A 15,937-nucleotide genomic window follows, 5' to 3' on the forward strand; every position below is an offset into this window, starting at 1 on the left:
GTTTAATCTCGAAAAAGAAAAGTATTTCATTAGCGTTTTAAGTACGAAAAGGTTGAAACTATTAAAACGTATTTGCTGTTTTGTAATACTATTATACTTATATTTGGAAACAGATAAATGTGGCTGGCATCAAGGAAGTGATCTAATTTGAAGGTTCGATGTGTCATTTTTTTAGATTTATATACTAGTTAGCACTAATGACTGTGCGGAATCCATCAAGGATCGGATTTTTATAACGAAAATTCATATTTAAATAAATAAGCAAAAATCAACTAAATTTTTAAAACATTGAAAAATGAAAAAACATACATTTTCTGTAATTGCATTTTTAATCATAGCATATAGTAGCTACTCGCAGATTGTTTACGTAAAACAAAATGCAACTGGTTTAAACAATGGAAGTAGTTGGCAAAATGCCTACAAAGATTTAAGCACAGCTATTAACTCGACTTCGAGTGGACAAATTTGGGTATCTGCTGGAACTTATTTTCCCACGACTGATTTAAATGAAAAGATTCCGACAAATCCTACTCTAATGACTTTTAAATTAAAACCTAGTGTAGCCATTTATGGCGGTTTTAGTGGACTCGAAACCAATTTAAATCAAAGGAATTGGGTTGATAATCAAACAGTATTGAGTGGTGAAATTGGTAATCCAAATGATTTAACAGACAACTTAATACATGTCGTTTCATGTGAATATGTGAATTTAAATGAAAATACAATTCTAGATGGTTTAATAATAACAAAAGGATATGCTAGAACAACTAATGGTTCCAGTTATGGAGGTGGTATTTTTGTATACCAAGGTTTAGGTGGGTCATTTAAAATGAAGAACTGTGTCATAAAAGAAAATTATTCTGCGGGTCATGGTGGAGGAATGTACATTTCCAGTAGTAATCCATTGATTGAAAATTGTATTTTTAGGAATAATGTAGCTTACAGCGGTGGAGCACTAGAAATATATTATTGTAATGCCACAATCAAAGAATGTCAATTTATTGAAAATATAGCAACTGGGCATGCATTACACTGGGGCGAAGGCGGTAGCATTAAAATTAATTCATATTCAAGTCCAAAAATTATTAATAATTCATTTACAAATAATTTTGCTCAGTATAAAGGAGGTAGTGTGTATAATTCTAATAATTACAATTTATCTTTTTACAATAATGTTGTATCTGGAAATCGATCAAGAGAGGGTGGCGCTCTATTTTTAGATGGTAAATCAGATTTGATAAATAATTTGCTTTTTGACAATAAAGCATCTTGGAATGGTGGTGCTGTTTTTATGGATTATAGTGGTTGGGGTAAATTTATTAATAATACTGTAGTTCAAAACTCTGCAGGTACTTCTGGCGGTGGACTTTATATTTATAAACCAGCCCCAGAAATTGTCAATAGTATTTTTTGGAATAATACTAGTCCGATTGGTTCACAAATTAGAACTTTCAACGATGTAGTAGGTTGGACACCAAGTTTTCGATATTGTAATATACAAGGTGGATTATCAGATATAGCTATTTATGGCAATGCAATTGTCTATGAAAATAATTTAAATAGTAACCCGTCTTTTATTGATGCAAGCAATAACAATTTTCGACTTCAATCAAATTCAAGTTTAATTAATGCTGGAAATATGACAGTATTTCCAACATCTTGGCCAGGAGTAAACGGTGAAACATTTTATTTTCCAAATAATGACTTACAAGGTAATCAAAGGATTGTTAACATGATTGATATTGGAGCTTATGAAGATGATAGTTTATTAGGTGTTAGTCAGATTGAAAAAGGTACTTTCACAATTTATCCAAATCCGTCAAATGGAATCTTTAATTTTAGCTCAAACATTGAGTTTGATTCATTGTCTATTTATAACATACAAGGGGCAAAAGTCTTTGAGACTTTTTCAAAGCAAGGATTAAAAACTATTAATCTTATTGGTTACCCAAGTGGGTTGTATTTATTTAATTTTTCAGTTGAAAACAAAACTTTTAGTTATAAAGTGATTGTACAATAACCCATAACGATTTAAAATAAACATCCCCCGCTAGCGCGAGCGTCCCGCTCATGATGGTGTCAACGGATTAAAATGATTTTAGTTTGTAGCAGTCATATGGTTTTATAAAAATATTGAAATAGTATTTGTATTCACAAGCGTGACCCTTGCACTTGCTTGCATACAAGTTTACTTTAACACCTAATCCGCGAGGTCATCCTAAGGTTGGCTGCCGATTTCACTAAACAGAATTACAACTTTAAATAAAATAATGATGAAAAAAATAATTGCAATCCTCGTATTTTCTATTTGTTCCATTTCCACATTTTCACAAACAAATAGTGGTAATGAAATAATGGCACAAGGAAGTTCAAAAACAAAAGTAAAACCTGATTTGGCGTATTTAAGAGTAACTATTGAAAAAGAAAATCAGGTTGAAAGAAATGCAATCAAAGAACTAAATGAAGAAATTGATAAGTTGCAGAAAGTACTATTTAAAATAGGCTTTACAGAAAAAAATATTAAAATTTCAGATTATAAAGTGTCAAGTAATGAAAACGATGACAATAAAAAAGAATATTCTGCTACAAATACTTTGTCAATTGATTTTCCTTTGAACAATAAAGTTATTGAAGCATTTTATCAAGAAATTCAAATCGAAAACATCAAAGATTTAGATATAGGATTTGAAACTAAAATTTCTGCAGAATTAGAAAAAAAAATTAGGCAAAAATTAGTTCAAATAGCAATTGCAGATGCAAAAAGTTATGCGGAAAACGTTGCAAATACATTAAATGTTACGATTAATAATGTAAAACAAGTATCGAAATTTAGCCCACGAGATTATTTCACAGCTTCGGATGATGTATCTGAAATGAAGTTTGATAAAACAATGGCGGCTTCGGCTCCAAATCCAAAAACTTCCTTCGACAAATTTGAAGTTGAGGAAATAGAATTAGAGGAAACCATAACTATCGTTTACGAAATAGTAAAAAAATAAAAAGCAATCCTACCGCTAGCGCGAAGATCGCTCCAGTTATGCATTTGAAAAATGTGTGAAAAATGACAAATTAAAAGCAGAAAAAACATCAAAATTTCTATAAATTGACAAATTATCAATTGATTAAATATTAAAAAAAATAATGACAGAATATCGTACTAAACCAAATTTATTAAAAAGATTTATTGCGGGTTTAATTGACTATTTATTAGTTTATGGTTTCTTCTTTGCTTTTGTTTACGCTTTCGGAGAACCAAATAATGAGGGCGGATATTCGGTTACGGGAATACTAAGCTTAATTCCATTTGTATTCTGGTTTTTAATTATTGTTTTTACCGAAGTCTTTCTTGGAGCAACTCTTGGTAATGCTTTAGTTGGACTAAAGCCGCAATCTTTAACAAAAAGTAATGGCGAATTGAGTTTGAGCCAATCAATAAAAAGACATTTATTTGACCCGATTGATATGTTCCCATTTGGCTTGGTTGCGATAATTACAATTAAAAACACCGACCGAAATCAACGCTTAGGAGATATTTGGGCAAAAACTATCGTTACCGAAGTAGAAAATAAATAAAACCGTCCTTTAGCGCGAGCTTTTCGCTCGTGATGGTGTCAACGGATTAGAATGATTTTAGTTTATGCCAGTCATAAGATTTTTTATGCTGTTCAATTCTAAAATGTATTTTCGAGCGAGACGGTCGCGCCAGCCGAGGTTTCCAATAAACAATAACTCACTCTTAATAATTTTAAAATGAAGAATTCAATATTGCTATTATTACTTATCGCAACTACTACTATTTTTTCACAAGAAACCCCAAAAGAAACTCAAGATGACTTTTTAATTGATTATTCAGAGGTTCAAGTAAAACCTGAGTTCCCAGGAGGATTGAAAAGTTTTTACTCATTTATTGCCAAAAACTTTATAACTCCCGAAGAGGAAAATTTAAAAGGAAAAATCATAGTTGATTGCATTATCGAAAAAGATGGTACATTGTCAAATATGAAAGTCAGAGAGGATGTAGGCCATGGTAGCGGTGAAGAAGCAATTAAAGTTTTAAACAAGCTTCCTAAATGGCGACCGGGCCAGCAAAATGGCTATACTGTTAGAACATCCTATTTTGTTAAAATTCATGTTGAATCTACACGCTAAAATAGCAATCGCATAGCAGCCATTACAACGGATTTAAATATTAGGCTTAAATGGAAGTTTGTTATTTAAAATTTTATTTTTAATCGAAAATTTACGCCTTTTAAACACTAGCTCGTCTCAATACAAGATTGTTGAGAGCAATTTTAATGAACATCATGAAGAAAATAACAACATTTTACATAGTAGCTTTATTCATATTTTCAATAACTGGAATGTACGGTCAAAGCCCATCAGATATCGTGGGGAAATGGGAAGGAATTGATTATTTGAATAATCCTTCCGAATTAATTTTTACAGAAGACAGCTTTGTGTCGTTTACAATTAACTGTGAAAAACTGGGTGGTGAAAATTTTAGTATCAAAGGACAAAAGGCAGATTTAAGATACTTTATTGATTCTGTAAAAAATCCGTTTTGGTTTGATTTTATCGTTTATTCACGAACTGAAAAGATAGAAAAAGGTCGCATCAAAGGAGTCCTTAAGTTTATTGATATTGATAATATTCAAATCGCAGTAAGTTTTGATGGTACTCGAATTACTGATTTTAGTGAAAAAAATAAAGAATCAACCATTACATTAAAGCGAATAAAGTAAAACCCACTCACGGGAGCGCTGCACAGGCTCACATTATTAAAGAATTATTACAATTTTAATTTGTCAAAAATTCAGTTTTTTTAATAGTGAGATATTTATAATGTTCACGAGCCGGAGGGTCTCGCCAACACTAGGGCGTTTTATGATTCAAACTGTATGACGCTCAGTAACGACTAAAACAACCTACTACTTTACACTTAAGTAAAAATGACTTTAAAATTTCAGATGAAATTTATTTTTATGTTAACAATGATTTTTGCTAACATAACGACCTACTCTCAAACTTTACAAGGTAGGATAATAGATAGTATCACAAAAAAACCTATCGAACTGGTGAATATCACATTTGTCAAAAAAGACTTAGGTGTTAATTCGGATATAAATGGAAATTTTAAAATTAAAATCAAGGACAATACCGATAATTTGCAAATCTCATCCGTTGGGTATAAAACAAAAATTGTTGATTTATCGAAGTTTAATAAAACTGCAGATATTGAGTTAAGCCCTAAAATTGAAAAACTTGAGGAAATATTAATTGCAAATAAGAAGAAAAACTATACCAGTAGCAAAACATTAGGATTAAAGAAAAAATTAAAAGTACGAACTGGTCTTCCATTTGGATATGAATTTTGCAATTTGATAAAAAATCCATCAGATAAAAACGGTAAAATAAAGAGCATAATTTTAAGTCTAAATAAGAGAAGAGAATTTGATTACTTGGCAACGTATAATATTAGGTTTTATGAATATGACAGCATAAATAAAACACCAGGAGAAGAATTGTATTTTGAAAATTTAATTGTTGAGCCACAAAATAAAACTTATCAATTGAAAATTAATATTGATACTTTAAACATTAAACTACCTACAAAGGGTATTTGTATTGGGGTAGAAATTATTAACACCAACTATAATGAAGAAATAAGTTCAATGTCTAAAATAGCACCAAGTATTAACTTTACACACACAAAAAAGGACATTTTGACTTGGATAAGATTTAGAAGTAAAAATTGGAAAATAGGTACTCATAAATCGCAAGTAAAAGATGCTTATGTAAATGCAATGATAAACATTGAAGTACAAATAGAAAAATAATGAGTAGTAATTGTAATAATACAAGTCACATTTAAAATTTCATATTTATCATAACTACATAAAAACCACAACTATTGCGAGCATCTCGCTTTCGGACCGAAAAAAAATGCACCAAATCCTGAACAAAAATTAAAAATACAAATATTTTTAAACCAAAATAGTTATGAAAAATTGGACGCATAAAATGCAAGAGGTTTTAAATGAGAAAACTGAAAATTATACTCCCCAAGAAAAAATTCATATTAGTTTTGAATATTTAAAAAACTTGCTTACCAAGATTGAAAACAACCATATATCAGAAAGTGAATTACTTTGTACCAAAATTGAACAGGTGATTAATGGTCTACAAAATAAGACATCAGAACAAAAAGTACAGTACCATGGAAAACATTTAACTGAAATAACTAAATTAAAAACCTTTGTCGAAGAAAACTTTAGTTACGTCCAAAAGGGTAAATTCAAAAAAAAATATACCAGTAAAGGGATGCTTTTGGGGATGACTGTAGGAATGGCAATTGGATCTGCAAATGGAAAAATAGCCAAAGGTTTATCACTGGGTATGCTATTCGGTATTGTTGTTGGACAGATTATCGGTAGTAATTTAGATCGCAAAGCTGCATTAGAAAATAGAGTGCTTTAAAAATTAATATCAAACAAAGGATTCTTTGGTCTCTGATTAGAGTTGGAATCGGTTTTTTGTTGGCGAAACTGACGAGTTATTTGTAAGTTTTAAACCAATACAACTTCTTCCTTAATGTTCTATCAATAAAATGGTTTTGTTACCAAAATTAAAACGTATTTTAGTGTGGTTTTCTAGAGGTTTCTAAAACTTTAAAACCAGAGAGAAAACCAATCATTTTTTTGAATAAGAACACTATGAAAAACATACAATTAGGATGGGTTGGTCTCGGCAATATGGGCAACCCAATGGTACTTAACTTACTCAAAGCAGGATTTGAAGTATCCGTTTTTAACCGCACCAAAGACAAAGAAACGCCATTGCTTGCTGCGGGGGCAAAATCAGCAAATAACTTGCAAGAACTAATTGCAACAAGTGACGTGGTTGTAACCATGTTATCCAATGACACAGCTGTAAAAGAAGTTTTTGAAGGTCCGAGTGGTTTGTTATCGAAAGCTAATTCAGGGAAAACCATCATAAATATGAGCACCGTTTCGCCTGAAACTTCTCGCTATTTAAATACCATTTGCAACCAACATCAAGTAGCATTTATAGACGCTCCCGTTTCGGGAAGTGTAAAACCAGCGCAAGATGGAACACTCGTGATTTTGGTAGGTGCTACTCCAGAAAATTTTGCAATTGCAAAACCAATATTTGATGTTTTGGGTAAAATTGCCATTCATATAGGAGAACCCGGTGTAGCAAGTTCAGCTAAATTAGCTATCAATTATTTGCTTGGCTTGAACTTACAAGGCATAGCCGAAACGGTTTTATTTGCGGAGAAAAACGGAGTCAGTAAAGAGGACATGCTCAACATTATCAATCAAGGTGCTTGCGGTAACGGCATCACGAATATCAAAACACCTTCTATATTAAATGATTCCTTTCCAGCGGCATTTGCGTTGAAACACTTGGTAAAAGATTTAGGCTTGGCCAAAGCTGCAGGATTAGATTCGCCACTAATTCATCCTTTATATCACAGTTACGCCTCAGCTGAAAAAGAAGGATTAGGCGATCAAGATGTAATGGCAATTATTAGTAGTTTAAAAAATTCCCAATAAATAAAATTAAAATCAAAACCGTTTGATAGAGAAAAAAATAAATCGGCCAATTCAAATACTAAAGCTCTACAATTTTGTTATAAAAAGCCTTATCAACGTATTTCTACTGGTTGTGACACCTCGAATCATCGACTAATAAAACTCAAAACATTCACTTTTAATACAGTACACATTATATTGTATACTTTTTAGGATTAATTCATCGATTTTTGTTTCTGTATAAAGTTCTTTTCATTATATTTGAGAAAGAAAATTAAGACGTGCTACTTAATAAAGAGTACAAAAACCGCTGTTAAGAATGGAATCAAAAAATAACAGATTAGAAGAGCTCATTTCCTATCAAATTTTGGACACTGAACCAGAAATGGAATTGGATATACTCTCTGAAATGGCTTCTTTAATTTTTGATGTACCCGTTGCTTTAATCACCTTTATTGATGAAGATCGCCAATGGTTTAAAGTCAACAAAGGACTAGATATAACCGAAACCAAAAGGGAAGATTCATTTTGTCGACACCTACTTAGTGGAACTTTAGAAAATTTAATTGTTGAAGATGCTTTAAAAGATCCTCTTTTTTGTAAAAATCCTTCCGTAATTAATAATCCGAAAATCCGCTTTTATGCAGGTGTTCCATTAACCACTCCGTCCGGAAATGTCCTCGGAAGTTTTTGCATTATTGATCACAAGCCAAGACAATTAACTCCCGATCAAATCAAAGTTTTGCACATTTTGGCAAAAAAAACTATGGTTTGCTTGAACTCACGAAAACTTCTTTTGGAACAAAAAGATGAGATGAAGACCAATGCAGCGCGATTAAAAAAACTAACAGATAGTGTGCCCGATGGAATTTTTCAATTAAAAATGACTGCCGAAGGCGCCTTAAAGTTTGAATTTATTAGTGAAGGTATGATTGAATTACACCCTTCCGTAACCATGCAACAATGGTTAGACACGCCTGAAATTGGTTTTACACTAATATGTAAAGATGATTTAGATGATTTTAAATTGAAATTAATGGAGTCGTTTACGAATTTATCCTTTTTGAACATTGAGTATCGCGTGAAGCATGATTCTGAATACAGATGGCATTCTATGAAAGGAAATCCGGAACGTATGCCAGATGGAAGTGTGGTTTGGTATGGCAGTTTTCACAATATAAATGATCGTATAGAATACGAAATCGCCATGGATCAAATTGTATTTGACATTTCGCACGTACTTCGAAGACCGGTTACTACGCTGATGGCATTAAATAATATGATCGAAAACGAAAAAAACATCAGTCATGAAAGCCTCGTAGAATACGTGACTTATATCAAAAAAGTATCGGAAGAAATGGAAATATTTACGAAAAACTTAAATGAAATTTACCAAAGAAAAAAAGAATTAATAACAAACAAAAGTGGTAGACTTAAGCCAAATTGTCAATAAATTATGCCCTTGAACCTTCATGTTGGTGTTTTAAAATTCCTTTCTCCGTTTTTTCAAAAATCGTACTTCTACTAATAAAAACAAAAGCTACCAAATTACAAGGTAGCTTTCGTTTTTTTATCCTAAAACTGATAAGTTTTTTCTATTTTGTTTTCACAGGAGGCAAGTCAAACGCTGCTGGCTCATGCTCAAAACCATTGCGGTGTGCGCCATCACAAAATGGTTTGTTGGCAGATAAACCACAACGACAAAGGCCCAAAGCCGTTCTGCCCTCTAAACCGTAGGTTTGACCATTGCAATCGGTTATTTCAAAATCACCTTCAATTTTTATAGAACCATTTTTGTTGATGGTTAATTTAGTTGTACTCATAATCAGATATCAATATTAGACCCCAAAGGTCAAGAATTATTTTAAAGCAATCGCACTTGAAACACCTTTTTTCTGATAAGGTATTATAATTTACAATAATTCTAATTTAATGAACCCGCCGAGACCAATGCCAATTAAACAACAAGCAAGTATGAAGTTAAGCACACCATTAAAATTGCGCCACTATTGTTTAAAAATTAAAATCGGATCGTCTAAAATGCAATCCAAATATGCTTTCTGGTAAATAAAAGTAAAAAACACTTAAAAGTAATACTTTCAAAAAAAGAAAACTTTATATTTAGCCTCGCAAAAAATGCTGAGACTTGCTTATTAAAACAAGCTTTCTCCAATTTAAATCAAGAGGATATTATCCTTCAAATACATTTTTAAAAACTTAGATTTTAATATGACATTATTAAAAAAAATAAATATTTACCGCCGAATTTTAACCAAAAGTTTAACCAAAAACATTGGTGCTTCAGCACAAAAATTTGTTGTTGATCCGAATCAAAAAATAGAAATTAAAAGAGTATTAATCTCTAGGCCCAATCATCGACTAGGTAATTTATTGTTGATAACGCCGCTGGTACAAGAGGTGCAAGCAACTTTTCCGGATTGTAAAATTGACTTGTTTGTAAAAGGTGGTTTAGCTCCCATTGTTTTTGAGAATTATCAAAATATACAGACCGTAATTGAACTACCTAAAAAACCTTTCAAAGATCTGATTGCTTACTTCAAGGTGTGGACAACCATCAAAAAAGGAAATTATGACATAGTTATTAATGTGGATAAAAACTCTTCGTCGGGACGTTTATCTGCGCAATTTGCTAACGCAAAATATAAATTTTTTGGAGAAGAAGACACTACTTTAGCTCAAAAGCATTCTGACTATTGCCATATTGCAAAATATCCTATATACGAATTCAGGAACTTTTTAACGCAATTGAATTTTCCCGAAAATCAACAAGAAGTACCTCCTTTAAACTTAAAATTGAGTGCAAAAGAATTGGAACAAGGTAAAAATACCGTTGCCAAAATAGTAGGGAACACTAGCAAAACGATCGCCATTTTTACTTACGCCACAGACGATAAATGTTACGCCACAACTTGGTGGGAACAATTTTACGCTCGTTTGCTCAGTGAGTTTCCTGATTACGCCATTCTTGAAGTATTACCAGTAGAAAACGTTTCTCAAATAGGTTTTGCTGCGCCTACTTTTTATAGCAAGGATATTCGAGAAATTGGCGCTGTTATTGCCAACACGGCGGTTTTTATTGGTGCTGATAGCGGTATTATGCATTTGTCAAGTGCTTCACTTACGCCTACAATTGGACTTTTTTCAAGAGACAATATAGAAACTTACAAACCTTATGACAACAATAGTGTGGCCATTAATACCAACGAAGGTAATCTTGATGATTGGATGGCCATTGTACAGCGCACTTTACAATCTAATTCATAAAGTAAACTACAGATCAAACAGCAAAGCGACCCATGAAACTAAAATTCCTGTTACTTATCGTAGTATTACAAAGCAGCTATAGCATTAGCGCTCAGCAAAAAGAAAATTTCAGCCTGCAACTGGATCACATGGCACTTTCTGTAAAAAACTTGGATAATTCAGTACAGTTTTACAAAAACGTATTACAACTTCAAGAGATAACCAATAAAACTCAAAAAGAAGGAATCCGCTGGATGTCGTTAGGCGAAGGAAAAGAATTGCATTTGGTATCAACAATAAAAGATCCTGTTCAAATTAACAAAGCAATACATCTTGCTTTTAAAGTAATAGACTTCGAGAACTTAATTAAAAAACTCAACCAATTGCAAATTACGTATTGGGATTGGCCCGGTAAAAAAGATACAATTAGCATTAGAGCTGACGGAGTAAAACAAATTTACATTCAAGATCCTGATGGGTATTGGATTGAATTGAACAGCCTATAAAAGTAAAAAGCCAAATCAATGATTTGGCTTTTTTGTTATTATTGAATTACTCTATTGATCTGCGAGAAGTTTTTTTCGTAATATTTTTCCTTTGTAGAAGAAATTATGACACCATTGCTCGTCGAGGAATGAATGAATTTAATTTCGCCATCGGTGACCTCAACTACCATCCCTACGTGGTTAATTTGACTGCGCCCATTAGTTTTAAAGAAAATTAAATCGCCTTTTTGAGCTTCCTCAACGCTTACTTGAACACCAACGGTTGATTGCTCTCTTGAAGTACGAGGTAGTTTGATATCAAAAGCACCAAAGGTGTTACACATCAAACCTGAACAATCAAACCCTGCTTTTGATGAACCACCTGACCGGTAGCGCACACCGATATTCTCAGAGGCACTTTCGATCAATTGATCTAAAAAATCGTGATTAAAATTAGGCTTAGATGTAGCATTAAAATCGATTTTACTCTTTTCTATCGCTACGTCATTGATAGAAATAGGAGCGGCAGCAACTGCTTCACCTTCTGGAATAGTACTTGAAGTAATATTAAGTTTAAAACCAACTGGTAATCCGTTTTTGATTGCTGGATTTTGATTTTCTAATTCTCGAACACTTAAACCGTATTGTTTTGCTATTGCGTACTTTGTTTCTTTGGGTAAAACTTCGCGTACTATTGTAATTGCTTCGCTCGTTTTTGCTTCTGGTTTAGCAGGGGCTACATTTGGCTGTTTATTTTCAGTTTGTTTATCAGTAGCAATACTATTTAATGTTGTTGGAACTGCCGTGGCTAGCGCAACATTACTATTGGGACTGACTGGAATCATCACTTTTTGACCCGCTTTTAAAGCCTTTACACCTAAAGTTGGATTGGCTTTGTCAAATTCTTTGATTGTAATTCCGTATTTCTTGGTAATCGAATATTTAGTTTCTTTGGGTAATACTTCCCATTCAAAAGATTCTCCAGCAGAAATTGCTTCTGTTTTGGTAGTTTCTTCTTTGGTTGCAAGATCTGATTTTACTGCTGCAATCGTACTACTTTCAATTGCTTTGGCTGATGCGGGAACATTGATTTTTTGACCAATTTGCAATTCTGTACTAGCCAATAAAGGATTTACTTCTTTTAAATCATTAATTGTAATGCCGTATAATTTTGCAATTGCGTAAAAGGATTGTTTGGCTTGTACCTCGTGTTCTTTGGTAGCAATTGTGGTTGTTTTTTTATTTTTTTGTGGAAGTGCCAGCGGTTCGTTAGTTGGGATTATTAAAACCGAATTTAATTTTAATAGCTTTTTAGCACTTGGATTTAGTTTAAAAATAGCGCTTTGTTTTACATCATATTTTTCTGCAATACTTGAAATAGTTTCGCCTTTTACGATGGTATGCTTGATGGTTTTTTCTTGAGCAAAGGCAAGAAAACAATTAAAAAACAACACAATTAATACTATCCGTGAACTCATATATTTTATTTCAATTTAGCTCTTTAAACCGCAACGATACAAGTGCTATTTGCAACTGACCGTTTTCCTTTAACACAACAGCCTATTTAACTTTGTGTAACTGCTTTTAGAGAATTTCAAATTTCAAAAAAGCTAATTTAAGTGATTTAATCAAAAAACAGGTCGTTTTTCTCAATTTTAACGTTGAAAAATTAAAATTTAACCCTTTTTTTTGAATTCCATTCTAGAAATACTGGCTTCGCAAGCTTGTTAGTTTTTAATTAAATACTAAAAAAGTTATCTTGAAGTACGCAATTTTATTGCTTCGCGAATATCTTCGACTTCGCGCTATTTAAAAAATTTTTTCACCGCAAATTCGCAGATTATTGTGTTATCTAATCTGCGGTTACATTAGATTTAATGATGCTCAGTGTAGATTGGGAGTGACATTCGCACAGCTTTTGATAAGAAATTTTTAGATGAGCGAATCACGGAATGCAATTCCGCCTATCAATATACAATTCATCCTTCGCACCAATTAAAAAATTTTTTCACCGCAAATTCGCAAATTATTGTGTTATCTAATCTGCGGTTATCTTAGATTTAATATAGCTTATTCAGATTACGAGTGCGAAGTCGGAGACATTCGCACAGCTTTTAATAAGATGTTTTTCGGAGAGTGGGCGGGAAATCTATATGAGTCTCTAGCCCCGATAGTAGCGGACCTCTTTTGCAACTCAAGTGCTATTTTTTTCTGGGAACAAAGAGCGACTAAAAGAAGCTCCTTTTGTGACCTAGAAAAAAAGCACTTGAGTAAAAAAAGGGAAGCGGATAGCGGGAAATAGCTCCTAAAAAAAAACTCCCAAGTTTCCTTGAGAGTTGATCTTTTGAATTAAAACTATTTTAAACATTGCCAGCCGCTGCAATTAAGTTGAGCGCCGATCCTGCAACAAACCACCCGATTTGACCTTCGTTGTAGGTGTGATTTGCCAGTATGTAATCCGTAGTTCCGTCGCTGTGAACGAAAGCTAGCGTGAGCGGTTTCCCCGGCGAAAAATCAACCAAGTCGATAAAATTGATGGTATCATCTTCTTGGATTTTGTCATAATCAGCCTCTGAGGCAAAAGTAAGCGCTAACATTCCTTGTTTTTTCAGGTTTGTTTCGTGAATACGCGCAAACGATTTAACTAAAACTGCTTTTACACCTAAAAAACGAGGTTCCATTGCGGCATGCTCTCTTGAACTTCCTTCGCCATAATTGTGATCACCCACAACAATAGATGGAATTCCAGCTGCTTTGTACGCTCTGGCCACTGCAGGGACAGCGTCGTACTGCCCAGTGATTTGATTTTTAACTGAATTGGCTTTTTGATTGTACGCATTGATCGCGCCAATAAGCATGTTGTTTGAAATGTTATCCAAATGCCCTCTGAAACGCAACCAAGGCCCAGCCATAGAGATGTGATCGGTCGTACATTTACCAAAAGCTTTAATTAAAAGCTTAGCTCCAGTGATATTTTGTTTGTCCCAAGGTTCAAACGGCTCCAAAAGTTGCAAACGCTCTGAAGTTGGAGAAACCGCCACCGCAATACCGCTACCATCTGCTGCTGGTGCTTGAAAACCTGGATCTTCGGCATCAAATCCTTTGGATGGTAATTCATCACCAAATGGAGCGTCAAGACGCACTTCTTCGCCATTTTCGTTGATAAGCGTATCGGTCAAGGGATTAAAACCCAAATCACCTGCTATGGCCAAAGCCGTTACCAACTCAGGCGACCCAACAAAAGCTAAGGTATTTGGATTTCCATCGGCACGTTTAGAGAAATTTCTATTGAATGAATGTACGATGGTATTGCGTTCCTCTTTCTCCGCTCCTTCTCTGTCCCACATCCCGATACAAGGGCCGCAGGCATTGGCAAAAACAGTTGCTCCCATGGCGTCAAAAGTATCAATGAAACCGTCGCGCTCTATGGTGTAGCGCACTAATTCAGATCCTGGAGTGATAGTGAATTCTGATTTAATTTTTAAATTTTTATCCGTTACTTGTTTCGCAATAGAAGCTGCGCGTGCAATATCTTCGTAAGATGAATTGGTGCATGAACCAATTAAACCAACTTCAATTTTAAGCGGCCAATTGTTTTTGATGGCCTCTTCTTTCATTTTAGAAATAGGAGTAGCCAAATCAGGCGTAAAAGGTCCGTTAAGATGAGGCTCTAATTCGTCTAAATTAATTTCGATTACTTGATCAAAATATTTTTCAGGTTCTGCGTAAACTTCTGGATCTCCGGTTAAGTACGGCGCAATAGCATCTGCGGCAGCGGCCACGTCAGCACGATCAGTAGCCCGCAAGTATTTGCCCATTGATTCATCATAACCAAAGGTAGAGGTTGTCGCACCAATTTCGGCACCCATGTTACATATAGTTCCTTTCCCCGTGCAGGACATTGCTACAGCGCCTTCACCAAAATATTCAACAATGGCTCCAGTTCCTCCTTTAACAGTAAGAATACCTGCTACTTTTAAAATCACATCTTTTGGGGCGGTCCAACCTGATAATTTACCGGTTAACTTCACACCAATTAATTTAGGAAACTTTAGTTCCCATGCCATTCCAGACATCACATCAACTGCATCGGCACCACCCACTCCAATGGCCACCATTCCTAAACCACCGGCATTTACGGTGTGCGAGTCGGTACCAATCATTAAGCCGCCAGGAAAAGCATAATTCTCTAACACTACTTGATGGATAATTCCTGCTCCCGGTTTCCAGAAACCAATACCATATTTATTTGAAACTGATGATAAAAAATCAAAAACCTCGTTACTCTGCGTTTTGGCTCGAGCCAAATCGGTGGCGGCATCTACTTTAGCTTGAATCAAGTGGTCACAATGTACTGTAGTTGGGACAGCAACTGTTTTTTTTCCAGCATGCATAAATTGCAATAAAGCCATTTGAGCAGTGGCATCTTGGCATGCTACGCGATCTGGTGCAAAGTCAACATAATCCTCTCCTCGCCTGAATGGCTTTTCGGGCATTTTATCCCAAAGATGATTGTATAAAATTTTCTCTGTCAAGGTAAGCGGACGCCCCACTAATTCACGTGCTTGATCTACTCGTGCAGGCATTGAAGCATACACTTTTTTGATCATTTCGATATCAAATGCCATAGAA

Annotated in this window: 14 protein-coding genes; 11 read left to right on the plus strand and 3 right to left on the minus strand. The window is 34.1% G+C overall.

Annotated elements, in window-relative coordinates:
* Nucleotides 1-295: 295 nt before the first annotated feature.
* From ACXX8U_RS09750 to ACXX8U_RS09790, 9 genes are all read left to right on the plus strand, one after another.
* A complete protein-coding gene (locus tag ACXX8U_RS09750) occupies nucleotides 296-2,020 on the plus strand; it encodes a T9SS type A sorting domain-containing protein (RefSeq protein WP_458565687.1) in 1,725 nt (574 codons plus the stop codon).
* A gap of 253 nt (nucleotides 2,021-2,273) precedes the next feature.
* On the plus strand, nucleotides 2,274-2,999 hold the full coding sequence (locus tag ACXX8U_RS09755) for an SIMPL domain-containing protein (RefSeq protein WP_458565688.1): 726 nt from the start codon (nucleotides 2,274-2,276) through the stop codon (nucleotides 2,997-2,999).
* A gap of 142 nt (nucleotides 3,000-3,141) precedes the next feature.
* The gene (locus ACXX8U_RS09760) at nucleotides 3,142-3,573 is read left to right on the plus strand and encodes an RDD family protein (protein WP_458565689.1); all 432 of its coding nucleotides are present in this window, start codon (nucleotides 3,142-3,144) and stop codon (nucleotides 3,571-3,573) included.
* A gap of 177 nt (nucleotides 3,574-3,750) precedes the next feature.
* On the plus strand, nucleotides 3,751-4,149 hold the full coding sequence (locus ACXX8U_RS09765; protein WP_458565690.1) for an energy transducer TonB: 399 nt from the start codon (nucleotides 3,751-3,753) through the stop codon (nucleotides 4,147-4,149).
* Nucleotides 4,150-4,304: 155 nt separating this feature from the next.
* On the plus strand, nucleotides 4,305-4,742 hold the full coding sequence (locus tag ACXX8U_RS09770) for a hypothetical protein (RefSeq protein WP_458565691.1): 438 nt from the start codon (nucleotides 4,305-4,307) through the stop codon (nucleotides 4,740-4,742).
* Nucleotides 4,743-4,982: 240 nt separating this feature from the next.
* Nucleotides 4,983-5,837 (plus strand): carboxypeptidase-like regulatory domain-containing protein, encoded by an 855-nt coding sequence (locus tag ACXX8U_RS09775; protein WP_458565692.1) that lies wholly within the window; start codon nucleotides 4,983-4,985, stop codon nucleotides 5,835-5,837.
* Nucleotides 5,838-6,000: 163 nt separating this feature from the next.
* Nucleotides 6,001-6,477, plus strand: coding sequence for a hypothetical protein (locus tag ACXX8U_RS09780; protein ID WP_458565693.1), 477 nt, complete (start codon nucleotides 6,001-6,003; stop codon nucleotides 6,475-6,477).
* Between the two features lie 236 nt (nucleotides 6,478-6,713).
* Nucleotides 6,714-7,577, plus strand: a complete 864-nt coding sequence (locus ACXX8U_RS09785) for an NAD(P)-dependent oxidoreductase (protein WP_458565694.1) — start codon at nucleotides 6,714-6,716, stop codon at nucleotides 7,575-7,577.
* A 298-nt stretch (nucleotides 7,578-7,875) separates the two neighbouring features.
* Entirely contained in the window at nucleotides 7,876-9,009 is a 1,134-nt protein-coding gene (locus ACXX8U_RS09790; protein ID WP_458565695.1) for a GAF domain-containing protein, read from the plus strand.
* 142 nt (nucleotides 9,010-9,151) lie between these two features.
* On the opposite strand, the gene ACXX8U_RS09795 is transcribed toward ACXX8U_RS09790, so the two are convergent.
* Nucleotides 9,152-9,379 carry a CDGSH iron-sulfur domain-containing protein gene (locus ACXX8U_RS09795; protein ID WP_166138710.1) on the minus strand — a complete coding sequence of 76 codons (228 nt, stop codon included), beginning with the start codon at nucleotides 9,377-9,379 and terminating at the stop codon, nucleotides 9,152-9,154.
* Between the two features lie 406 nt (nucleotides 9,380-9,785).
* On the opposite strand from ACXX8U_RS09795, the gene ACXX8U_RS09800 reads away from it, so the two are divergent.
* The gene (locus ACXX8U_RS09800; protein ID WP_458565696.1) at nucleotides 9,786-10,841 is read left to right on the plus strand and encodes a glycosyltransferase family 9 protein; all 1,056 of its coding nucleotides are present in this window, start codon (nucleotides 9,786-9,788) and stop codon (nucleotides 10,839-10,841) included.
* 32 nt (nucleotides 10,842-10,873) lie between these two features.
* Complete coding sequence (locus ACXX8U_RS09805) at nucleotides 10,874-11,326, plus strand: VOC family protein (protein ID WP_458565697.1); 453 nt, start codon at nucleotides 10,874-10,876, stop codon at nucleotides 11,324-11,326.
* Nucleotides 11,327-11,364: 38 nt separating this feature from the next.
* Here ACXX8U_RS09805 and ACXX8U_RS09810 read toward each other — a convergent pair whose 3' ends face one another.
* Both ACXX8U_RS09810 and ACXX8U_RS09815 read right to left on the minus strand, forming a co-directional pair.
* Nucleotides 11,365-12,783 carry a C40 family peptidase gene (locus ACXX8U_RS09810; RefSeq protein WP_458565698.1) on the minus strand — a complete coding sequence of 473 codons (1,419 nt, stop codon included), beginning with the start codon at nucleotides 12,781-12,783 and terminating at the stop codon, nucleotides 11,365-11,367.
* Between the two features lie 882 nt (nucleotides 12,784-13,665).
* Nucleotides 13,666-15,933, minus strand: coding sequence for an aconitate hydratase (locus tag ACXX8U_RS09815; RefSeq protein ID WP_458565699.1), 2,268 nt, complete (start codon nucleotides 15,931-15,933; stop codon nucleotides 13,666-13,668).
* Nucleotides 15,934-15,937 lie beyond the last annotated feature (4 nt).

It is taken from the genome of Flavobacterium sp. GNP001, from assembly GCF_054343775.1.